Source organism: Planctomycetaceae bacterium (assembly GCA_041398825.1).
Taxonomy (GTDB): Bacteria; Planctomycetota; Planctomycetia; order Planctomycetales; family Planctomycetaceae; genus F1-80-MAGs062.
In genome coordinates this window covers 357,938-381,905 of the sequence record JAWKTX010000003.1, presented here as the reverse complement: position 1 = coordinate 381,905, position 23,968 = coordinate 357,938, and the positions used below count along the sequence as shown (strand labels likewise).

14 protein-coding genes are annotated in these 23,968 nt (G+C 53.7%); 4 read left to right on the top strand and 10 right to left on the bottom strand.

The window, feature by feature from the left end:
- Positions 1-13: 13 nt before the first annotated feature.
- Together R3C20_07780 and R3C20_07775 are read right to left on the bottom strand one after the other, a co-directional pair.
- Positions 14-1,012 (bottom strand): methyl-accepting chemotaxis protein, encoded by a 999-nt coding sequence (locus R3C20_07780; GenBank protein MEZ6040390.1) that lies wholly within the window; start codon positions 1,010-1,012, stop codon positions 14-16.
- A 173-nt stretch (positions 1,013-1,185) separates the two neighbouring features.
- Positions 1,186-2,481 (bottom strand): hypothetical protein, encoded by a 1,296-nt coding sequence (locus R3C20_07775; protein MEZ6040389.1) that lies wholly within the window; start codon positions 2,479-2,481, stop codon positions 1,186-1,188.
- 201 nt (positions 2,482-2,682) lie between these two features.
- Here R3C20_07775 and R3C20_07770 point away from each other — a divergent pair, with 201 nt between their 5' ends.
- A complete protein-coding gene (locus R3C20_07770) occupies positions 2,683-4,020 on the top strand; it encodes a DUF1501 domain-containing protein (GenBank protein MEZ6040388.1) in 1,338 nt (445 codons plus the stop codon).
- Between the two features lie 98 nt (positions 4,021-4,118).
- Here the strand turns inward: R3C20_07770 and R3C20_07765 are convergent, their stop codons facing one another.
- From R3C20_07765 to R3C20_07735, 7 genes are all read right to left on the bottom strand, one after another.
- Positions 4,119-7,655 carry a PAS domain S-box protein gene (locus R3C20_07765; GenBank protein MEZ6040387.1) on the bottom strand — a complete coding sequence of 1,179 codons (3,537 nt, stop codon included), beginning with the start codon at positions 7,653-7,655 and terminating at the stop codon, positions 4,119-4,121.
- A 508-nt stretch (positions 7,656-8,163) separates the two neighbouring features.
- Positions 8,164-9,615, bottom strand: coding sequence for a DUF1501 domain-containing protein (locus R3C20_07760; protein ID MEZ6040386.1), 1,452 nt, complete (start codon positions 9,613-9,615; stop codon positions 8,164-8,166).
- Positions 9,616-9,941: 326 nt separating this feature from the next.
- Entirely contained in the window at positions 9,942-10,970 is a 1,029-nt protein-coding gene (locus R3C20_07755) for an SMP-30/gluconolactonase/LRE family protein (GenBank protein ID MEZ6040385.1), read from the bottom strand.
- A gap of 39 nt (positions 10,971-11,009) precedes the next feature.
- Positions 11,010-11,927, bottom strand: a complete 918-nt coding sequence (locus R3C20_07750) for an endonuclease/exonuclease/phosphatase family protein (GenBank protein MEZ6040384.1) — start codon at positions 11,925-11,927, stop codon at positions 11,010-11,012.
- Between the two features lie 142 nt (positions 11,928-12,069).
- Positions 12,070-13,836 (bottom strand): arylsulfatase, encoded by a 1,767-nt coding sequence (locus R3C20_07745; protein ID MEZ6040383.1) that lies wholly within the window; start codon positions 13,834-13,836, stop codon positions 12,070-12,072.
- Positions 13,837-14,093: 257 nt separating this feature from the next.
- The gene (locus tag R3C20_07740; GenBank protein MEZ6040382.1) at positions 14,094-15,074 is read right to left on the bottom strand and encodes an IS110 family transposase; all 981 of its coding nucleotides are present in this window, start codon (positions 15,072-15,074) and stop codon (positions 14,094-14,096) included.
- 889 nt (positions 15,075-15,963) lie between these two features.
- Positions 15,964-16,188 (bottom strand): hypothetical protein, encoded by a 225-nt coding sequence (locus R3C20_07735; protein ID MEZ6040381.1) that lies wholly within the window; start codon positions 16,186-16,188, stop codon positions 15,964-15,966.
- Between the two features lie 6 nt (positions 16,189-16,194).
- On the opposite strand from R3C20_07735, the gene R3C20_07730 reads away from it, so the two are divergent.
- Complete coding sequence (locus tag R3C20_07730) at positions 16,195-16,410, top strand: hypothetical protein (protein MEZ6040380.1); 216 nt, start codon at positions 16,195-16,197, stop codon at positions 16,408-16,410.
- A 241-nt stretch (positions 16,411-16,651) separates the two neighbouring features.
- Positions 16,652-19,960 (top strand): hypothetical protein, encoded by a 3,309-nt coding sequence (locus tag R3C20_07725; GenBank protein ID MEZ6040379.1) that lies wholly within the window; start codon positions 16,652-16,654, stop codon positions 19,958-19,960.
- A gap of 17 nt (positions 19,961-19,977) precedes the next feature.
- Here the strand turns inward: R3C20_07725 and R3C20_07720 are convergent, their stop codons facing one another.
- The gene (locus tag R3C20_07720) at positions 19,978-21,603 is read right to left on the bottom strand and encodes an endonuclease/exonuclease/phosphatase family protein (protein ID MEZ6040378.1); all 1,626 of its coding nucleotides are present in this window, start codon (positions 21,601-21,603) and stop codon (positions 19,978-19,980) included.
- Positions 21,604-21,954: 351 nt separating this feature from the next.
- Here R3C20_07720 and R3C20_07715 point away from each other — a divergent pair, with 351 nt between their 5' ends.
- The gene (locus R3C20_07715; GenBank protein ID MEZ6040377.1) at positions 21,955-23,859 is read left to right on the top strand and encodes a hypothetical protein; all 1,905 of its coding nucleotides are present in this window, start codon (positions 21,955-21,957) and stop codon (positions 23,857-23,859) included.
- Positions 23,860-23,968: the final 109 nt, after the last annotated feature.

Genomic DNA, 23,968 nt, shown 5'->3' with positions numbered 1-23,968 from the left:
TGAATCGCAGTCATCATTCAGACATTGTTTTTTCCGAAAGCATGCGGTCCAGACAGTCGAAAACGCCGTTGCTGGCTGCTTCCATCGCCTCCAGCGACGCTTCCAGTGGACCGAAATCCTTCACATCGTTTTCCATCAAATTGAAAATACGGCGTGTGGCTTCGTGCACCTGTGAATGCGGCACTTCGAGACCACGAAATGAAGGCATCGTCGAAAACGATGTGCGACCATCCCCATCGTAATACCACTTTCCAAGTCGGCAATTGTGGTAGTCCACGAATGTGAACTCGGGGCGCCTGTTCAGAACACTCAGATAGGTATTGACCTTCCAGATGATGTGATCCAGCTTCGCAAGGCTCATGAAGATGCGATCATTCGCGGCCGTCACCCTCTGCGTCGCCTTAACATTCTGATCGTTCGTGTGATGAATTCTTTCGCTGAAGGCGGAGACGGTTTGCCTGATTTGACCACTCCGTTCATCCAGATTGCGCATCCGCTCGGCCACACACCTGGAATTCTCCAGAATCTGTTCAATCGAACGCCCAATGCTTGCCACAGCATCCTGTGTCTGATTGGAAAGTGATTTCACCTCACCGGCAACAACGGCAAATCCTTTCCCGGCCTCTCCTGCTCTTGCAGCTTCGATCGTAGCGTTCAGTGCCAGCAGATTTGTTTGTTTCGCAACGGTCTCAATCATCGTGACAAACTTGCGAATTCCAGCCAGCTGGTGATCTGTGTGTTCAACCAGACGACACATGCTTGATACGGCGTCGCTGAAGTTATCTGTTTCCTGGCAAATACCGTCGGCCTCGTCCGCCAGTTGTTCGCAGTTTGCTTCAATCTGCTGGCAGATCTCGATATTCGTCGAATTGAATGAAACCGACTCTGCGAGATTCGTCTGAATATTGGAGAGACCTTCGCGCAGATGCGAATGCTCCTGTCGAAGTAATTCAAGCAGTTCTTCCTGCGGATCAGAAGATGAGACGTCTGGTTGTTTCCGGGTGAAAAGCATCGATTCGACAGTCCGGTGCAGATTAATGGGGAAGATCCAGCAGGGACATCGCACGACTCCCGCCAAACTTGCTGTCGAACAGAGCACGATTCTGCATGACTCACAAATTATTTTCGCGCCGGCAAGACGCCTGTCCTGTTCCGCAAAATCATGAAAGACAGAATGCCCGGACTTCATTCCGAAGTCTTGCCGCGTTCAACTTCAAGTAAATGCATCAGGTCTTTGAGCACCGAAGTCGCAAGAATCTCACTTCCGCGCTTGTTCACATGACACCACGGATCGATGTAGAGTGTTTCATTCACTTCTTTAAAGACCATTGTCTGATCAGAAAATGCGACACCCTCTTCGGTCAGCATCCGGCCCAGCTGCATCAACCTCGGATAGGTGAGCCGCACAACAGAAAGCGTACCTGCATCTTCTGCATATGCCTCTCTGAGTTCTGCTTCCGTGAGTGGTTTTGAACCCTGAACGTACTGATCCGGCTGCAATGCATGCAGGTAGATGATGCCATTAGCCGCACAAAGTCGTTGCATCTGCAATGAACTTCGAAACCAGAGTTCAGCAGCCTTGTCCGCCATGTCTTCTTCACTGGTAAACGTTTCCAGTGGGCCATGATTACCAAACCCTGTTCGCTGCTGGCTAAAGAGCCTGACCCCCAGGTCCGTCAACCGCTCGATGTTCTGCTGTTCACGAAACAACCAGAAGAGATTGCAGGCCGGAGACCAGCACCATGGTGGCTGCAGGATCGTCTGAGCCATTCGTTGTCGAGTGGCCTTGATCTCCAGCAAGGCAAATGCATCCTTTGAATCCTTCGGATCGAACATCGTAATCGTGCGCGTATGCCATCCTCGTGGATACGCGATTGCTGTTTCATTCTTTGCGTTCTCCTGCACCGCGAGAGTCGCTTCGTTGAAGCCATCCAGATTAATCACAGCATCGAATTCGCCTCCCAGTGCCAGCAGATACGTGAGCAACTGGAGTTGCTGGGGTTGCTTATACCCGGGCGTCGCCATTCGAATGATTCGAATAGAGCGTCCCTGAATTGCCGGGTGCCCGGAAAGAAGTTCCAGAATCAAATCCTCCGCATCCCATGACATGTTGCTCGCAACAGACCCGCCGGCGATTCCAAGCAGAAATTCTCTTCGGTTTCGCTGATAGATCGTCTCTCCATCGTCCCGGAAGCCCAGGGCATTGACGCGAATTTCTCTCCCATTTATCTGCTCCGGCTCAGCCAGATCCGGATTCTTGATCCAGCCCAGATAGGGATGAATGACTTCTTCGCCACTCGAAACGAGGCGAGCCCCTTTCGCCAGAATGCGCTGCTCCTCCCGGAGTCCGGCAAATGTGAATTCCCCCCGACACAAATGCAGCCCACCAAGTGAAATCAGCTCGATGATGCCCCAGACCAGCGTCAATGTCATCGAGATGAAGGCTAATTTCCGGTACCACGGGAGCTTTCGAGAGGACATGTTCGATTCCGCTCAATTCAACAGCCTTACCCTGGAAATCAGGGAAACAGCGTAGCAAGTCAGTCATCCATAACCGATAATTGGACAGCCCACCACGATCCCGGCAGCCAAAACCCACCTTTGCCATCAGCCACAAACACCAGCCCTGTCCGGCCTTACCCCGGAGCAGGGCCTGCGGCGGCTTACATACAGGAGACATCAATGTTCTCACTCTACGGCCACGGAAGCAAGTTATGCGACGGAATCACCCGACGAGACGTGCTGCGCATCGGTACGCTCACGCTTGGTGGCCTGTCTCTTGCCGACGTTCTGAGAGCAGATCAGGCCGCCGGAGTGCGGCGCCATAAATCCGTCATCATGATCTACATGTGCGGAGCACCCGGGCATCAGGATATGTACGACCTGAAAATGTCTGCTCCTTCCGAGATTCGCGGAGAGTTTCGACCCATTCCAACCAGCGTCGATGGCATCGAGATTTGCGAACACATGCCTCGATTGGCTGCCATCATGGACAAATGTGTTCCGCTGCGAAGCGTGTACGGTTCTCCGGATGGTGCTCACGATTCATTTATCTGCTACACCGGTCGAACAACGCGCAATCAGCCGCCCGGCGGATGGCCTTCCATGGGTTCGGTCACCTCTCGAGTCCTTGGACCGGTTAATCAGGCGGTTCCCCCATTCGTTGGACTCGCCCCGGATGCAGGACACCCACCATACGGCTCGCCAGGACATCCGGGATTTCTCGGTGTGGCTCATTCTGCGTTTCGACCGTCCGGTCCTGCAGCAGAAGACATGAAGCTGCATGGCATCTCTGCCGATCGACTTAGCAACCGTCGTGCTCTGTTGACGGGGATCGACCAGCTTCGTCGAGATATCGATGCAAGCGGAACTCTGGACGGCATGGATGCTATCAGCCAGCAGGCATTCAACATTCTCACAAGCAGCGCGCTGGCGGAAGCCCTGGATATTTCGAAAGAACCGGATTCTGTTCGAGAACGATACGGCAAGGGAGACGAGAATCGATTCGGAGATGGAGCACCGCGCAATCTGGAACACTTTCTGATGGCGCGGCGTCTTGTCGAAGCAGGCTGTCGCGTTGTGACTCTGAATTTCGGACGTTGGGATTTTCACAGCAACAATTTTGATGGAATGAAGAACACCCACCTTCCGCAATTTGACCAGGGGCTTTCTGCGCTCATCGAAGATCTTCATCAGAGAGGACTTTCCGATGATGTTGCTGTCATCGCATGGGGCGAATTTGGCCGAACACCCAGAATCAACAAGGATGCCGGACGCGATCACTGGCCACAAGTTGGCGGAGGACTACTGGCTGGCGGTGGATTTCGAACAGGACAGGTCATCGGCGCCACAGATCGACTTGGGGCTGAGATTGCTGATCGACCGGTACACTTCGGAGAAGTTCTTGCCGCGCTCTATCGCCATCTGGGAATCAATCCGGACACGACGAAACTCACCGACCTCACCGGACGACCTCAGTATTTACTGGATCACACGACTCCCCTGCCCGAACTTGTTTAAGCTCGAGCAGGAGACCTTAAAACACGATGGTTTCCAGTCGTGCAGTCGTGCCTGTCCCGGTCTTTCAACGGACAGCCAGGCCCGCCTCATGAGGACTGCTAAGCAGGCACTCGGTGGGCGGTTTCGAGCATTCCGTTGACTTCCGTCAGCAATCGTCGAGGCAGGAATGGTTTCTGAAGAAATCCGGTTGCACCAAGTCGCGTGCATCGGGACAGGACATCCTGTTCGCTGAAGCCACTCATCACAAGGATAGGCACTTTCGGACTCAGTTCGCGAATCTCTCGAAGGACTTCTGTCCCATCTTTCTTCGGCATTGTCAGGTCCAGCAGAACGACAACGATTTGATCTCTGTGATGCCGAAATTCATCGACGCCTTCCCGACCATCGACGGCAATACGAACAGTAAAGCCAGCCTTTTCCAGTGTGTGCTTCGTAAACAGTCGCACGTTGGGGTCGTCTTCAATCAACAGAATCTCCCCCTGACCTTTTTCATATCCGGATGCAGGTTTTGAACCCACTTTGGGCATCACTGCCACGGAACTTGCCGGGAACAGCACTTCAAAACGCGTTCCGGTTCCGGATCGTGAATCGACGTGAATTGTACCTTTATGACTTCGAACAATTCCAAGAACCGCAGCGAGTCCCAGACCACGTCCTGCGAATTTAGTCGTAAAGAATGGGTCGAAGATCCTTGCGACGGTTTCAGCCGTCATTCCGGTGCCCGTATCTTCCACCTCAAGAAAAGCGTAATCTCCGGTTGGCAGAGGATCCGGACAAACCAGAGAGGTCAATTGTTCGGATTCAACATGACGGACTCCGGTTCGAATACGAATTCGGCCGTTTTCGCCACCGAGTGCATCTGAGGCATTGGTAATTAAGTTCATAACAACCTGTTGAATCTGCGACGCATCACCATGGATCACGGTTGGCTGAAGATCCAGCGTTACTGCTGCCTTTCGTGAGATAACTGTGGCCAGCAATCGTGCCAGATCTTCAACGACCGCATCCAGTCGAACAGGCTCAACAACAAATCGGCCCTTCCCTGCATACGCAAGCAGTTGCTGTGTCAACTGGGCTGCGCGTTGAGCAGCCTTTTCAATTTCCCGCAACATGTCGCTGACACTCGATTCCGCTTCGACATCAGCCTGCGCCAGACTGGCATAACCCATCATTGAAGTCAGAAGGTTGTTGAAATCATGGGCGATCCCTCCGGCAAGGACACCAAGGCTTTCAAGTTTCTGAGCATGCAGAAGCTGTTTTTCCAGGTGCCGACGTTCCTCTTCCGCCTGTTTTCTTTCCGTGATGTCCACGTCCATACAGACAAACAGATCGTTGTCTTCGTCGCCCGGAATCCTGAAGATACTTGATAGACAGGTTCCCTTTCTTCCATCGCGCTGCTGAAAACTGTACTCACTCGGAGCTGCGGCACCGTTCGCATTGCGAAGCTCTTCAAACGCAAGACCCAGGGTCGTCGGATCCTTCGGCGGTGGGTCAAGCTCGGCGAGCCTCCGACCAACAACTTCGGCAGAATGGTAGCCATACAGGGTTTCAGAAGCTTCATTCCAGAGTCGGACTTGACCATCTGAATCATACCACTGAATGGCGACGTTGGGTGTATTTCGCACGACGGACAGTAATCGCTCTTCACTCTTGCGAAGTAATTCTTCTGCTCGTTTGCGCTCCAGTTCTGCACCGCACCGAACGGCGACAATCTGCAGAGTGGCTCGGGTTAGTTCAGCATCATTCATAGGTCCGGTATGGAGCAGCACGAGCAGCCCGAGCGGCTGACCATCGCTGGCCCACAAGGGGATGCCCATGTAGCTTTCCGCTCCCAGCTTCGCAAGCATCTGGTCTTCCGGAAATCGTTCCTGAACATGGCTTGGGAAGTAGCATAAGGAACGGCGCACAACATGTTCGCAGGGTGTGCCATGCATCCTGTAACGGACATTGGCAATGGAATTGCCGTTTCTTGCGGCTGCAATTGTCTGAATTTCGTCCGGACTGGAGGCATCCACGGATGCAGCGAAGGCATACTCCACCTGACAGATTTTGCTCAGATTCTGAACCAGCACCGTAAAGAATTCCTGACCAGTTGTATGAGCCAGTACCTCCACAAACTGGTGGATGGTATCTTCCGCCCGGCGTCTTTCCGTAATGTCGACATGACATCCCATCATTCGTACGGGCTGGCCATTCTTATCCCATCGCGCCGTTCCTCGCGTATAGATCCATCGATAGGAACCGTCTCTGTGCCGCAGGCGAAATTCGATTGCGTAATCCGCCTCCTTGTGAATGAAATAGTCCTGCAGTGCTTTGAGAACACGTTCGCGATCCTGCGGGTGCAGTCTTCCTTCCCATTCCATGTAGTCATCGGCCAGTTCATCATCCTGATAACCAAGCTGTTGCTTCCATTCCGGAGAAAACCGAACCTCGTTGCATTGAATATCCCATTCCCAGGATCCGATATTCGCAGACTGAATGGAAAGCCGAAGACGTGTTTCGTTTTCACGCAGTGTCTGCTCTGCCCTCTTCCACTCGGTCACATCCTGAGCTGTGCCGATCACCTGAACGACGCGACCGTTGTCGTCTCGATGGAATACGGTGTCTCGCCCCAAAAACCAATGCCACTCGCCAGAGGCATGACGCATTCGATATTCGGTCTCAAGAATCTCGCCATCGCAAACGTTGTCCCATCGAGACAGCAACTCAGGAACGCGAGCAAGGTCTTCCGGATGCAGAAGCTTGTTGAGGATATCGCGGCCTCCCTCGGGAAAGTCTGCTGCGGTGTAACCAAGATCCGACCACACCTCCCGATTCATATAAACATTCTTTGCCGACGGAATGTCGAAGATGTAAAGGGCATGCGGCATCGTCGTGGCAATCGCCCGCCATTTCTGCTCACTCTCCCGCAGTAAACTTCGCACAGCTCGCTGATCTGACATGTCTCGGACAACGGCCAGAAAATAATCCCTGTCGAGATGAATGAAGGCTGCATTCACTTCAACAGGAAACACCGAACCATCCCGGCAGCGATGCTCGGCATGGCAAACCATTCGTCCCGATTTCTTTAACTCATCCCGAAACTGATTCCATGACGATGGCGACAGACTCGAATCAATATCCGTCACACAAAGCCCCAGAAACTCCTCCCGCGTATAGCCATGCAGTTTGCACGAAAACTCATTGACATCCAGAAACCCGCCTGTCTCCGGATCGATGACTTCAATGCAATCGGGAATATTGTCAATCAGGGTTCGAAACAGCGCGAGTGAACTGCGATCCTTCTCCCGCTGCGTGATATCGACCAGAACCGCAGTGGCTCCGCTGATTTCGCCACCGGGCCCAAACACGGGAGAAGCCGTCGCAAGTATAGTCAACGGCTCCTGACCACCACGACGCACAGTGAGTTCTGAGGAATGCTCTTCGCCAGTCCTGATTGCGGACAAGACCGGACACTGTTCGACAGACATTGGTGTCCCATCCAGATGCTGAATGTGACACGCATTAAGGAACTCCGGAACCGATTCCTGCAAAGACGGTGTCCGCCCGAGTATTCTGCAAATGTTCGAATTGAACGAAGTGAATCGCCCGCAGACATCACAAGTGAAGACAGCGATTATTGACGAGTTTGGCAACTGATAGCCCTCCAGCAAACCCAAAACTCAAAGCCGGTCTGTGAAGCAACGTGTTGTGATCGTCAATGGTGCAAATTCAATGCTTTGCCCGCCCGGGCATTACAACAAGCACAGCATCAGACCAGGAACCTTCCGCTGGGCATCTGCTAAGAATAACAGCGCACAGACATGTTGGAACCAATTCCGGGGGCCCGGATTTCAGGATTCGCACAGAGGATATTGTCTTGGTTCGATCCCCGGTTACTGAACGGATTGCCCCAGGTTAACACACCCCAGTTAACACTCTTGTGATCGACCCACATGCGCAAGGAACAGACACCCCGTGCGTTCACACGGTAAGCCAGACGGGAGCGGAATTTTGGGTCCTTCACCGCAGCCCACAGCGTGTCTGCACGCATCTCTCCTAACAACCTGTTAAAGAACGGGACTGGCTCGAGCAGGAGACCTGAAAACATGATGGCTTTCAGTCGTCCAGCGTACCTGTCCCGGTTTTCAACGGACAGCTGAGTTAAGCAATGATGTCGTCTACCACACGACCGTGAACATCCGTCAGACGGAAATCCCTGCCCTGAAACCTGTAGGTGAGACGCTCGTGATCCAGCCCCAGTTGATGCAGAATTGTTGCCTGCAGATCATGAACGTGAACTGCATTCTCAGTCACACTCAGCCCAAGCTCATCCGTCGCACCATGGATGATCCCCGATTTGAATCCGCCTCCGGCTATCCACATCGTATAAGCATCAATGTGGTGATCGCGACCGGTCGTCTGGCGAATTTCTCCCATCGGGGTGCGACCAAATTCTCCACCCCAAACCACGATGGTGTCGTCCAGCAAACCTTGCTGCTTCAGATCCTGAACCAGGGCTGCCGATGCCTGATCCACTTCCCGGCAAACAGCGGGAAGATGATTCTCCAGGTTTTCCGTTGGCCCTCCGTGGTGATCCCAGTTGGTGTGATAGAGCTGAACAAAACGGACACCACGCTGAATCATACGACGAGCCAACAGGCAGTTGTTTGCATAAGACGACTTGCCGGGAGTCGCTCCGTACAGGTCAAGAATGTGTTGCGGTTCCTGTCCCAGGTCCATCAGGTCCGGCGCGCTGGACTGCATGCGGTAGGCCATCTCATAGGCAGCAATGCGAGTCTGAATCTCCGGATCACCGACCACATCTGCCTTCATACGATTCAAATCGCCCACGACATCGACGAAGTGCCGTTCCTGCGTTCTCCCCTGCCCCTCAGGGCTCTTTAGATTCAGAATCGGCTCCGGTCCACTCCGAAATGGTACGCCCTGGTGCGTTGTCGGCAGAAATCCGCTCGACCAGAGCGAACTTCCCGCGCGAGGCCCTCGAGGACCTGACTGCAGCACGACAAAACCGGGCAAGTCGCTGGATTCGCTTCCGATGCCGTATGTCACCCAGGCCCCCATGCCTGGTCGACCTGGTTGAGGCGATCCGGTGTTAACAAACAGCTTCGCCGGACCATGATTGAAGACATCGGTCTTCATGCCGTTGATCCAGCAGACCTCATCCACAATTTGACGATGATGAGGCAACAGGTGACTCAGCTCCTGACCACATTCACCCCATCTCGCAAATCGCTGGGAACTGCCCAGCAACTTTTCTGTTCCCTTGAGAAACGCAAATCGTTTGCCTTCCATGAACTCAGCAGGTGGCGACTCTCCATGGTGTTTCTGCAACAAAGGTTTGTGCGTGAACAAGTCCAGTTGACTCGGCCCACCAGCCATAAACAGAAAAATGACAGCCCTGGCTTTCGGAGTATGATGCGATGGCCGGGCAGCCATCGGGTCACGTGAATATGATTCCGCCCCGGCCGACGCTGACTCATTTAACAGCGAGCCCAAAGCTGCCGCTCCAAGCCCCAGCGCGGAATTCTGAAACAGGTAACGACGAGTCACCTGCTGTAATAGTCCAGTGGCAGTTTCAACACGATGATTCAAGACAGCACATCTCCGGGATGATTTTGTTTCGATGCCATCGACGCACGAAACGTCGACTCTGTGACAATACCAGAAGCTGTAACGGAACCAGCAGCCCGTCAGAAAAACGATTAACGTTGACGATCGGCATCCTCAGCAAGACTCTAACCGTGAAGCATCCATGGAACCAGTCTTTCCTGAAACAGTCTTTCCTGAAACAGTCTTTCCTGAACCAGTCTTTCCTGAAACAGTCTTTCCTGAAACAGAGCCAATCCTGAACGGCAACTGATATTCGCCCACCCGAGCATTGCATCGGCTCGCGTGTTGACCAGTTGACGACGACGATTTCAGAAACCCGTTCCCTTCGTCCGGGTCTGAATTCGGCAAAGATACATGTCCGATGTCAGATACAAAGTACTTCCGTCATTTCCCCAGCCGACGTTCGCGATACGTTCTCCCGTGACAATTCGCCCCAGCAGCTGACCGGTCGGAGAAATGATCAGGACGCCACCCGGCCCCGTCGCGAAGACATTCCCCAACTGGTCCACCTTTAATCCGTCACCGCCACCTGCTGAGATCTGTTCCGACTTCGAACTATCAAAAAAAACTCTCGGCGAACCCAGACTTCCGTCTTCCTGCACCGGAAACGCACGCCAGACAGGATCACGCCCATCACTATTGGCGACATACAGAGTTTTCTGATCGGGAGAAAATCCAATGCCGTTCGGTCTCGCAATTTCCTTGAATTCCGCGGTCACAGTGCCATCTGGTTGCAGTCGGTAGACTCCACAGAAATCAATTTCGCGCCGCGGGTCTTCGGCCTGACGGGGCAAACCATAGATAGGGTCGGTGAAGAAAATGTCACCGTTATCCCGGATCGCCAGGTCATTGGGACTGTTGAACCGTTTGCCTTCCCAGCGATCCGCCAGCGTCATCTTGCCTCCATTCTGCGTGAGAACAGAAATGCGGCGATCTCCATGTTCGCACAAGACCAGACGTCCCTGCCTGTCCAGAGCCAAACCGTTGCTGCCGGGTTCCTTGCCATATTCCGCGACCCCGGTGTATCCGGCAGGCTTCATGAAAACAGAAACGCCGAAGCCCTCCTGCCACCGCATCACTGCGTTGTTTGGTATGTCCGAGAACAGGACGGATCCACCGTATCTGTTTTCGGCTTGTGGCACCCAAACAGGACCTTCGGCCCACTCGAATCCTCCGCAGAGCACCTCAATTCGGGCGTCAACATCAATCAACCGATTAACAGACTCGTCAAATCGATCGACGTGCCCAATCACCGGAAAATTAGTCGTGTTCTGCGCGGGGCAAACTGCCATGGACAGCATCGAACAGAACACAAAGGTGACAATTGGAAATCGCATAATTCCACCTTGTTAAATCTACAGAACACCACGTGAAGACTATCGCGCCTGAAGAATTGCATACACAGGAAAATGATCGGATGGAGTCCGCCCATCACGCTCGGTGCGGTCAATGCCGGCGTCCAGAACCTTCCAGTCGCGTGATACCGCAATCCAGTCGATCCTGGCGCCCTTCGTCCCGGAACTCTGAAAGCCCGAAAATGTACCTTCTTCCGGGGTCACCTGAGGATGAATGGACGACCAGGTATCAACAACAGGAGACGCCGAACCATCAGATGCTGAAAACAGAGCTTCGTACGGCTGGCTGCCGAAGCCCGCATTAAAATCACCGGTCACGATGATGCGACATCCGTCTGAAACCGCTTCGCTCGCTCGTCGGCGAATCAAAAGGGCCGACTGTCGACGGGCTTCCTGACCCCGATGATCAAAATGTGTATTCAGGTACATCACAGGTTGCGAATCGGGATGCTGGCGGTCTCTCAGCCGGACCCACGTCGCCATTCGTGGCAGTGAGCTGTCCCAACTCTGACTGCCAATCTTTTCAGGAGTTTCGCTCAGCCAGAAATGACCAGAATCCAGTACATCAAAACGATCTTTGCGGTAAAACAAAGCCATCATTTCGCCGTCGTCTTTTCCATCATTTCGACCAACACCGATGACTCCGTATTCGGGCAGTTTCTCAGCCAGAAAGTCTCGCTGAAACTTCAAAGTCTCCTGAGTCCCCAGCAGGTCCGGTGACCAGGCCCGGATGGTTTCGGCCACAAACTCCTGTCGATGCTTCCAGTGGTTCTCCCCATCGTTCGCCGTACCAAAACGAATATTGAAGCTCATGACTCGAATCGACGGCGTCTGAGATTCTCCCTCGAACGCATCAATTCCGGATGCACCGAAAGAATGAGCAGCAAAGACAACGATGGTGGCAGCCATCAAAGACACAAGATGTGGACCAACTGTCATCAGATAATCTTTCAGCCGGGAGCGGAAGGCCAGCAACCCGTTCGAGCCGTCGCTCAAACAATGAAAGGATGCACGTGCCTGATCAGTGTCGTTCTTCGTGACACCGAAAATGGAGATCGTAATGAGTAAAGGAAAACAAACATCAGTCTATGGATTTGGCTTTCCTTTTGCCTTTCTTCCCGGGGGCCTTCTTTCCGCCGTTGCTTTGACTTCGATCCGGCAAACCATCCGTGTGAACATGACAGCGTTCGGCCCACGCCAGCCATTTCTGCTCAAGCGTCCGGACCCGATCTGGATGCGTTTCTGCCAGATCATGTTGCTCGGTACGATCAGACTTCATGTTGTAAAGTTCCCAGGCACCCTTTCCACCTAAACGCACAAGCTTCCAGTCTCCTTCGCGAATCGCCGCATTGCCTTCGTGCTCCCAGTACAATGCGTCTCGCTGAATCGACTGATGATCAAAAACCGGCCTGAGGCTGCGCCCTTCAGCAGGTTGAATTTTGACACCACCATGCTCTTCGGGATACGTGGCACCGGTCAAATCAACAACGGTAGCCATCACATCGATTAAATGAGCCGGCGTATCACGCCACTCCCCCTTGCTTTGAATCCCGGCAGGCCAATGGGCGATCAGGGGTGTGGCGATTCCCCCTTCATGGTTGTAATGCTTGAACTTGCGAAACGGTGTATCCTGCATCCATGCCCACGACTCACCGCAAAACCAGTTCGAATCGGCCACTGTCGGATCACCTTCACTCCGGCCTCGAGGACCACTTTCGGCACATCCTCCATTGTCGCTCATAAACAGGATCAATGTATTGTCAAACTGATCCCGCTGCTTCAGTCCCTCAACAAGCGTACCAATCGAACGATCCATTCTGTAAACGCAAGCGGCATAAGTCGCCATCAAATGATCAAAACGATCCTTATCCTGGTCGCTCAGCGAATCCCATTCAGCGACCGGCTTCGAACGCTCGGCTGGCTCCCAGGACGAGTCAATCAGACCGGAATTCAATTGCCGATGCAGCCTGTCCTTCGAAAGCTTATCCCAGCCATCCTTGTAGCGACCACGAAACATTGCGATATCGTCAGCCGTCGCCTGAAGAGGAAAATGAGGGGCGTTATGTGCCAGATACAGGAGAAACGGCTTTCGCGCGTGCTTGGCTTCGTCAACAAACTTCAAGCTGTATTCCGTCCAGGCATCCGTCGAATACCACCCGTCCGGTGCTGGTTTTTCAGTTGAATAGAAAACGTCGTTATTCAGGCGTACCGTCCGACCGGCCTTGACCTGAAAATAAAAACCGCCTCCTTCAGGAACCCCGAAGAATCGATCAAAACCTCTTTGCAGCGGCATGTTGGATTCGTTGCGGTGCCCGACATGCCACTTTCCTGTGGCAGCAGTGAAATAGCCTGCCGACCGAGCAACATCACCCAGTGTCACACACCGACGATTCAAAACACCTCGATACCCGGGAATACCGTAGTCATCCGTCATGTGACCAATACCAGCCTGATGCGAATACAGACCGGTCAGCAACGATGCCCGAGTCGGACAGCATCGGCCCGTGTTGTAGAACTGCCGAAATTTCAGACCGTTGGCCGCAAGTGCATCAAGGTTCGGTGTCGGGATCTCACTTCCATAACAACCGATGTCAGAGAACCCCATATCATCCACCAGAATCACAACAATGTTGGGACGTGGCCGGGAATCGCCGGAATCATCGGCCAGGCAAGTGGCTGCAGTCAGATGTGTGAGGAGCAGGCTGAACGCAATGACGCTGACAGACTGCCTGAAATTTGCAGGGATGAGCAACATTCTGAATGTCTCGAACGTGTAGAGGTGAAAGAACCATCGACTCACTTCGTGCGTCGGATACTGCAACGAACAAATCGTCAACCGAAAACTCATCGCTTTCGCGTAACTTTCGAGTCTGTTCGACGAATACGCCACACAGCCTGGCTGTGCGTTGAAAAACCGGGACAGCGACGGTGTTAACAGAGATCAAGTTTCAGATTGGAGATTTGTATTTCGAATTCGCCGTTTATGTGTGGATGGTGGGGGCGCTGCTCAGCTCGGGATCAGCAAACGGGGGCTGGGCCCCTTTTCACCTCACCGTCGCATCGCCTTTTGGGGTGAAGGCGATGCGACGGTGAGGCGAACGGGGCTCAGACAAGCTCGTAGTCACCAACAGGTGGTGAAGGATCTTTCCAGAGCTGATCCGTACGAACGAGCGTATTGAGGATCGTGATGAGTTTTCGCATGACAGCCGTGAGTGCCACCTTCTTCTGCTTTCCTACGGCCAGCAATCGCAAATAGAAACTCTTCATGCGGGGGTTAAACTGTGCGGCAGACATCGCCGCCATATAAAGCGTACGGCGAACTCCCGAACGCCCTCCGACTGTCTTTCGCCTGTGGGAGGACCGACCGGAATCGCGACTGATCGGAGCGACTCCGACCAGCTTTGCGATTTGCCTGCGATTGAGTTTTCCCAGCTCGGGGAGTTCAGCAAGAAGCGTGCTGACAGTCACCGGCCCGATGCCTTTCACAGAGTTGAGTATTTCGACTCTGCGTGTGTGGGACTCATCGTTTTTCACAGCCCCTGCAATGCGTTCGTCCAGTGTTTTGAGCTGTTTTCTGAGTGGTTTCAGAACCATATCAATCAACGCCCGAGTTTCCTTGTCCTGAGTCTGATGCAAACGATTCTGCTCCTGGTTGATCAGATCAAGGATCTGTCGTCGCCGTTCCACAAGCCGCCCAAGCCGGACCTGTTCGTCCGACGGTGGCTCTGCAGCGGCGGGCTTAACGATTTCGCCGAATCGGACGATGACCTCAGCATCAATCGGGTCGGTCTTTTCAATGCGTCCGATGCCTCGGGCAAAGTCTCGCACCTGTCGGGGATTCACGACAGCCAATGCAATACGATGCTGATGAAGAAGTTCAACGAGCAGCGATTCATAGCCACCGGTCGCTTCCATCACGACAAAGGTGCCGGTCGTATCGCCCAGCGACTGAATCCACGCGGTGAGGTCCTTCTGATTGTTGCCGATGGTCCGGACACGATGGCCCTGATTGTCTGCGATGTCGAGTTTGTCTTTAGCCACATCGATCCCCACGAGGATATTCCATGAGGCTGCTTGACTGTTCATTTTGTCCCCTCCTAATATTCGAGCTTGCGGTGAAGCAGCTCCAGCGACGGTTCGGGTTTGAAATGAAGACGACCTGCGATCCGGCTGTCCCACGGTCTCAAAAGGACCCAGGCACGATCGATCTGCAAGCCGCCGTCCCACCGGAGTTGCTGCTCCGGTGGGACTCTCGAAACATAAAAGAATAATCCCTCAACATCTGGCAAACGTCCAACGGAAACATATTAGGCACGCAGGACGACTGGAAATCGTCGTGTTTTAAGGTTTCCCGCACGAGCCAGTCCCGGTTTTCAACAGGCTGCTGGGCGGCAATCCACGTGGCACTCGGGAACGCAGGAACAGGAACATTTTGCCTGCCCGGCATTTTACCGTCCCGCAGCAACCGGACACAACCGGACGGTTGCGTTTATTGCCGGGTCGGTAGTTTGATCGGTGGGGAGAAAACCCGGATGCAGGAAACCAGACGCAATCAAACAGACCTGAAGTCTTTTGTCTTTCCATCGTTCGCAGGACCGAAACGATCAGGACTGCGTTCATCAGGGTACCTTTGCCGGACCTGCAGTCGACTTCAAAGGGTGCTGTGCTCGGTTTCAGCACCGCAGCGCAATCGGTCCGGACCTGCCGACCCTGATCCGAAATGGTTTCACCAATTCGGACTCCGCTTCCATTGAAACCCACACTGGCTACGCCAGTGGCACACTTCAGTTCGCTGCAATCGGATTCCGATAAACATTCGACGGTGCCACCCCGCCGTTTTCGTTCTTTCAGCACTCCGAAAGAAACGGTTCCTGACACCTTTTTCCTTCCGACACCTTTTTCCTTCCGACACCTTTTTCCTTCCGACACCTTTTTCCTTCCGACACCTTTTCCCCCGCCGGAACCCGGCAGCGGTTCATCCGTCACTGTTGACACCGCGCCGCCCGACACCGTCAACATGCATAGTCATGATCATCCATAAGAAGGACCACATCACGGTCATCTGATTGAACTGGGCAACGAAGAGTACCATGCCGAACTTGTCCACCACGACAAGTCCGTCACGATCCATCTTCTCGATTCGACTGCCCGTAACACAGTTGCGATCGAGGCAGCCGAACTGGTGATCAATCTTAAACACGACGGAATGCCCGAACAGTTCAAGCTGGCTGCGTCACCCAATGAAGGCGACGCAGAAGGCAAGTCCTCCCGCTTCACTCTCGACAGCTCAGACCTGGTCACACACATCGAAGACGCCTCCTCCGAAGCGAGTCTCAACGTCACCATCAACGACACACCGTACAGCGGCTCCCTGGCTCACAGCCATGAAGAAAACGAGCACGGGCACGGACACACCCATTGATCGCCATTCGAAAGCTGCTGGAATTCACCAGCGTAATGTGCCGGTTCTGTTAATAACAGCCGTCTTGTATACATTGTGTACACGGCACTTTTGCGATAATGGCCAAATATTAGTCAATCCCGTAATTGACAAGAGTCACCACTAGGGGGACAATATGTGTCGAGATGCCGTTTACGAAGGATGACTTCCTGGGATGTGCATCTTGTCGCATCTCCGTCTTCGTTTAGTTAAGCCTCACGCCATGCGTCGCAATCTACGCCAAAAATCAACACTGCGCACAGAGTCAGCACTGATCGAAGTTCTTGAAGACCGTGCACTCCTGACACCCATTTTTCCGTTTGTGGAATCCGGGACAATCAAACTGCTCCAGCAGCAGTCAACCGATTCAACACAATTGCTGCGCTGGAACCGGTCCACGTCCGAAACAGAAGCCGTTGCAACCATCCCGGGGCTCACCGAGAAGCTCGACGTTCTCGGAACCATTAACGGCAAAGTGCTCTTCCGAGTCGAATCGACCGGCAAGCTCTGGGCAACAGACGGAACAACCGCTGGCACTCAACCCATCGCCGATGTTCTGCTGCCATCGGAAGGATACTGGAGTACCGGCGCTGGGACTGACATCGGGCTTCCCAAATCCATCAAGCAGCCACTGGAATCCGCCGAGCTCAATGGTTACCTCTATTTTTCCGGTGATGGCGGTGATGGATTTGAACTTTGGCGAAGCGATGGAACCTCAGCCGGAACGACTCAGGTCAGCGATATCAACCACGGTCAGGACGGCCCCGACGGACGCATCTACTTTTGGGATGCCGTTCCTGGTGCAGTTTCCTACGACGTCACAGTGAGCGCTTGGTCTATCACGGAGGGATGGGGTGGTGCTGCTTACGACCGCTCTGGCCCCAATGACTGGATCACTCAGAACGGCGTTACAGATACCTACATTGAGGTTGGTCATGTATCGAATTGGGACTTGTATCAAACCTTGTTGACTGTGACTCCAAATTTCGAAGATCAAACTCAGGGAGAACCTGTCGAATACCCAGTACGATTTCTTGGAGTTCTGAACGAGACCTCTAGCAAGCCGTCGGATTTCGTCGTCTACGAGGGAAGCGTTTATTTCTCTGCAGAGACGAAAGATTATGGGCGTGAAATCTGGAAATCTGACGGCACAGATGCAGGAACCCAGCTTGGGGTTGACGTGATCCCGGGCCCAGCAAGCTCATTTCCGTTTGATTACGTCCCGTTTGATGGAAAGCTGTTCTTTGCGACATTCGGCAATCACGATATGTACGTGACCGATGGCCAGACTGCCACTCGCGTTCTCAACGGAGCCGGACCATCTGGCTCGACTTATCGAATTGGATACTCACCAAAACAGCTCGCCGGGACGTTGCCGATTGGAGTAATCAATGATCGGCTTGTGGTAGGTTACCGTGGCGACAGTGACGATGGACAGTATGGCGGGCTCATGTCGTACAGCAGCGCAGACGACGGAAGCCCACACGTGATTTTCAGCGAGATCTATTCTGCAGCAACCCGTCCAATGGAGGCCGGGAGCTATTATGACGGCATCACAGTCTTGAACGGCCATCTGGTCTTCCGTTCTATGGGAACACCGTTTGCCGGTTACACCTTTGAAGGATATTTGGTTTTCGGATCGCTGATCTCCACTGATGGCCTCACCGGCGACGAATTGTTCGAAACTCCAGTCAGACAGGAATCTGCGTGGACCGCGCCGAGCGACCCGTATCTTCCAACATTGAGCATTGGAAGTGATCAGAAGATTCACATCGGAGCGAACCACAACAATCTCCCGTGGGGCGCATATGCGTACGCAATGGAAACAGATGGAACGCTTGCGGGCAGCAGAATCGTATCCTCAGACTCTTCAGGTTCTACGGATCCTCGCTTCTACGGATGGTCAGACGGAAGCTGGTTCTACGTGGACATGGGAGATACACCTGCCAGCAGAGGCTATCTGCCGATCTACAAGGTCATTGAGGACGGTGAAGATATCCTTGTTGGCGGTGCTGAATTTGATGGGCTCGCGTCTGAGATCTACCCGTTTGATGGCGGTCTGTTTGTGACCAGCGGCAAGGGCACTTTGTACGAAGTGCCAAATGCAAATTACAGCACCGCTCCGATTCTGGTTTCAGGGGGAATTGGAAAGCAGTTGACATCGACGCCGACTCTGTCGTGGCCGGAGGCGCCTGGGCCGGTGGCTCGTTATGATCTGGCCATCAATCCCGTCGGCGCCCGATCAACAATTACCTATCGCCGTACAAATCTGACTTCGACATCACACACCGCGGAAACTGCAATTCCGGACGGTGACTACGAAGTCTGGGTGCGAGCCTATTACACAGACGGAACGTACACCGCGTGGGGACCAACGCCTCCACAAATGACAATTCTGACGCAGGTTCCTGACGGCAAGCCAACTGTCACCGGCCCCGCCAGGGCAATCCTGCCGACCAGCAACCAGCCGACTCTGTCCTGGACGGCTGTTCCCGGGGCACAGACTTATCAGGTCTGGCTGAGCAACAATTACTCAACGGCGGCCGTCGTTCATCGTGATGGGCTGACGTCAACGGAACTGCGGGTTCCAAAAGATCTGGCGCCGGGTATGTATCGTCTTTGGGTTCGTGCAAAGAATGAGATCGGCACATCCGGATACACTGCTCCTTACTACTTCCAGATCATGCACGACGCGGTTGTCCCAACAGAAGGCATCGGTAACACGACGGATTCGACGCCCGTCATTGCGTGGCAGAAGCCTGCCGGCAATGCCGTCCGTTACGATGTCGCAATCAACAAGGTTGGTGACCGAACAACGCTCTACCGCAAGAATGCACTCGCGACGACGTCGCATGAAATCCCCGAGTCGCTGCCCGATGGCAGCTATGAGGTTTGGGTTCGGGCATACTTTGACGACGGGTCGTTCAGCCAGTGGTTACCATCGGAATTACGCATCGGAACGTCTCGCCCGGCAACAGCTCCGATTCTGACCGGCCCTGCGGTCAATCAGCCAGATCGATCGCTGCCAGTTCGACTCAGTTGGAATCCCGTGGCAGGGGCGTTTAGTTATCAGGTGTATGTCAGTCTGCAAAACTCCATCGCGGCACTGGTGGATCAAAAGGGAGTTCAGGACACGTTCTTCGATTACCAGCCTGTGATCTCATCAAACCCAATCGCCTATCGTTACTGGGTGCGTGCCGAGAACTCTTTTGGCTTCGGTCCGTGGACTCCGGCTCGTTCGTTTGCTGTCGGACAGCTTGCAGCCATCATTTCCGGTGGTGGTCAAGGCAATGATGCGACGCCAACACTTACCTTTCGTCAATCCTCCCTCAAACCGGCACGCTATGACCTCTTTATTGCGAGCGAAACGTCGCTCTATCGAGCCGTCTATCGAAGGGCAGATCTGACAAGCGAAACGCACACGTTGGAAGAAGCGCTGCCAATTGGCAAGTATCGTGCATGGGTTCGCATCATCTATGCGGACAGTTCGGCAACTGCATGGAGTCAAGCCGTTGCCTTCGAGATTGTCTGAAATCCGGTGAATACAATTCAGTGAACTAATGAATTCAATGGCTTCAGCTCGATCACAGCCATGATGGCTCGGTGATCGGATGCAACTGCTTCCGGAAGAACTCGGCACTCGATGAGGTGCCACGCGGAGGCGGGCCGGAAGAGGATGAAGTCGATTTGACGATTCGGTTCAGAGACGGGGATTGTTGCGAGCGGATCGGTGCCGGTTGTGGATTGCCATTGAGTCAGCAGAGTCGCAAGCGTTTTGCTTTCGAGCACTGCGTTCAGATCGCCCGCGAGAATGGTTGGCTGCTTGGAATTCCCGCTCAGCAGGTCATTTGCAAATTGCGCCGATAATTCGCGTTCGGCATGATTCGGTCGGTGATCAAAATGCGTCGCCAGAAGTCGCACGGTTGACTCGGTAGGCAACCGAAATGACGCATCCAGAATGCCTCTTTGCTCACCGTTTTCCAGACAAGGCAGCAAGTGGTTCGTGTGCTGCGCAGCCGGCCATCGCGAAAGGATCGCATTCCCATAATGTCCGCCCTGAAGCTCAATGTTGGCTCCAAAGAGAACTCGATAGCCCGTCAGGCGAGCAAGTTCATCCGGCTGATTGACCTTGTCGGTTCGATCAACCGTTTGATCAACCTCCTGCAGAGATACAAGATCCGGACGTTCAGACTGGATGACTCGTGCGATGCGTTCAACATCCAGCCTGCCATCCACTCCTTCGGCATGGTGGATATTGTAACACAGCACACGAAGGCGCAGACTTCCTGAGTCACCCTTGTTTCGCAGTCGACTGTGTCGTTCAATGAATTCGACAATCGGCGTGGGATCGTCCAGACCATGTGGATGATGATTGACTCCAGGCTTGGCGATCAGTGTGATGTCACCATTCATCGCCCTGTAACGCTCTGCGACGATTCCCGTGTTTTCGTCCCACGGGACAACATCATCGGCATCACCGTAAACATGCAGCAGCGGAACACCGGCTTCAGCCAGCGGCTTAAGTTGGTCAACCGGGTTGCCCCTGTAGTCGAGAGCTTCCTGCTCGGATGAAAAGCCATAGACATCCATAACCAGCTTCCAGTCGCGAGGGCTGCCTTTTCCGGTACCTTTGCCGCCTGGCCAGCTCTTGAAATCACAGACCGCTGCGTCGGCGTAAATGCAGGCAACTCGATCAGGATTTGCGATCGCCCAGTTGTAGCAGTACAGCCCGCCACGGCTGAGCCCAACCAGAGCCGCCTTCTTTGCGAAGCCATACCGACCAGTCAGTTCTGCGTATAAAGCATTCCAGTGCTCGACTGCCTTCGGGGCTCCCAGCATGTCGGGAACTCGCATGTAGACGATATGGAATCCCCGGTGCAGCAGTTCGATATCCGGGGCAGGTTTGTGTCCAAAGAATTCGCCGTGCCAAACCCACGGACGCCCTTCAGCTTCCGTCTTGGGAGCAACGACAATCACCGGCCGACCGTCCACTTCGAATTCGGATCGTTCGAAACCATACCAGTCGGATTTCGAACCGGGAAACTCTTTGGGCAGAGTCTCGAAGGCTCCGCCATCCATCCCATTCGCTGCAGCACCGCATTCGAATGCCCCACCAGGCAACGCAGCAACAATGAGCAGCAGGACAGTTCCTGCGGAGGCACTGTTTCGAAACATCCTCAAACTCCCGTTGGATTCAAAGGCCAAAGGCAGATAACCATAGAGATCACAAGATCACGAACAGCCGAGTGAAAGCGTACGCACAAACACACTTTGCAACAAATCCATACTGGCGATTGTTGTGGATCCATGGCAAATCGTCCCGCAGGGTTCAACACGTCACCAGGCGCAATCTGCGAGGCCAGGAATTCGGAACTGACTGCTCACCTTACCACAAACTTGCCATGACACTGGTTCAAGGTCAATTGGTCAATGTATAACGATCAGCACAACGCACAGTACCACGTTGACCAATTCCTGATCTCAAAAGCAATCTGCGTATCGGAATCCTCGAACAGGAACAGAATCTTGAAACCGTCATTCATTGTCGTTTTGTTGCTCGCGTCGATTGCGAATGCAGCTTTTCTCGCAGCCGACGACCGGGCTGCAGATCCTGGCAGCACTCCGAGAGTGGGGCGACTGCCGGCAGAGAAGATTCTATACCTCGGCAACAGCATCACACTGCATGGCCCCGCACCGAATATCGGCTGGACCGGCAACTGGGGCATGGCTGCCAGTTCAGGCGATAAAGACTATGTACATTTGGTGACCGACTTCATCGAATCAGCATCGGGGAGCAGACCTCAGGTTCGAGTGAAGAATATTGCTGACTTTGAACGCGGCTATGCCACCTACAATATCGCCCTGGGTCTGAAAGACGAAATTGCGTTTCAGGCAGACATCATCATCGTCGCGATCGGCGAAAATGTATCAGAACCCACGACGGATGAAGCCAGGTCGGCCTTCGGGAAAGCCGTCCTCGATTTACTTCTGGCACTGCAAAACGACAGTCAACCGACCATCTTTGTACGCGGATCGTTCTGGGAGAATGCAACCAAAGACAGCATCATGCAGCAGGCAGCGGTGAGGGCAAATGTCACGTTCATCGACATCCATGAACTTGGACGCGACGAATCGAACATGGCACGATCAGAACGGCAGATCGATCATGCGGGTGTTGCTGGCCATCCCGGCGACAGAGGGATGCAGGCTATCGCCAGTTCCATCATCACAGCCATCAAACGCCAATCCGGTTTACTGGCTCAACGGCGTTCGCTGATCGGCTACACAGCCATGCAGACAAATCTACCGGGCGGGCGACACGCCAATATTCGCACGATGCGTGCTCACGTTATGAATTCGGACGGAACTGACGATCGAGAAATCAATGCCAACCTTGCCACTGATCCGGATGCATGGACTCAGTTTGCCGGATGGTCACCGGACGGCAGGACCGCGATTGTCGCCCGAGGCTGGCAGAGTCCCCGGAATGCTGCGATTGAAGAGGAACGCAGAGGGTTCCACTTCACAAAGGAAGGCTGGCTGCTGGATTCGTATCTTGTCGCCATCGATACTGGCGAGACTCAGAATGTGACAAGTGTGGATCGAGTCAGCTTTTACAACGGAGGACTTTTCTTCTGGCCAAACGATGACACACGGCTTGGGTTCACTGCGCTGATCGATGGAAACTCGCATCCATTTCGCATGGATCGCGACGGGCACAACAAGACGGATTTAACATCCGGATCGACGCAGTTCACTTACGGCTTTTCAAGCTCCAGCGACGGCCGTCGAATTGCGTATCACAAGGACTATCAGGTTTATCTGGCCAATGCGGATGGATCCAGTACAACACAGATCCAGACCGGCAATCCCTTCAATTTCGGACCGACATGGTCACCCGACGGAAAGTGGGTCCTGTTCGTCAGCGGCGAACATAACAACTGCCATCCATTCATCGTTCGAGCTGACGGCAGCGAATCAAGAAAACTGGCCGATCGAAACGGCTATCGAGGAGTCGCGGAATTCCTTGACGTCCCGGACTTTCATGGCGGCAGCAGTGACACGCCTGTCTGGTCAATAGACAGCCAGTCTGTTTTTTATACGGCTAAAGCTGGTGACAATACAGAACTGTTTGCGGCGAGACTGGATGGCGCCATCGAACAGTTAACAACATCAGTTGCAGGCACACAGCACTATCATCCTCAGCCGTCTCACGACGGGACGCAGTTGCTCTACGGATGCAAACTCAAAGGCGTCAGGCAACTCTGCGTGATGACACTGGCGGACAAAAAAGTAACGACGATCACTGCAATGAACAGCGGTCACGCCGCCATCTGGCCCCATTGGCAGCCGGAATCCTCGCGGCCTGAGCATCCAGCCCGCGAAGACCGGCCAGACTGCTCAGGCCCGCTGAGTTTCGAAAACCGCTGATCATATTCACGAGGCACTCCCTTTGCTTGTCTGCCCCGGAAGCACAAAAGGTGTCAGGAAGCACAAAAGGTGTCAGGAACCGTTTATTGACAACTGCGAGTGAATTGAT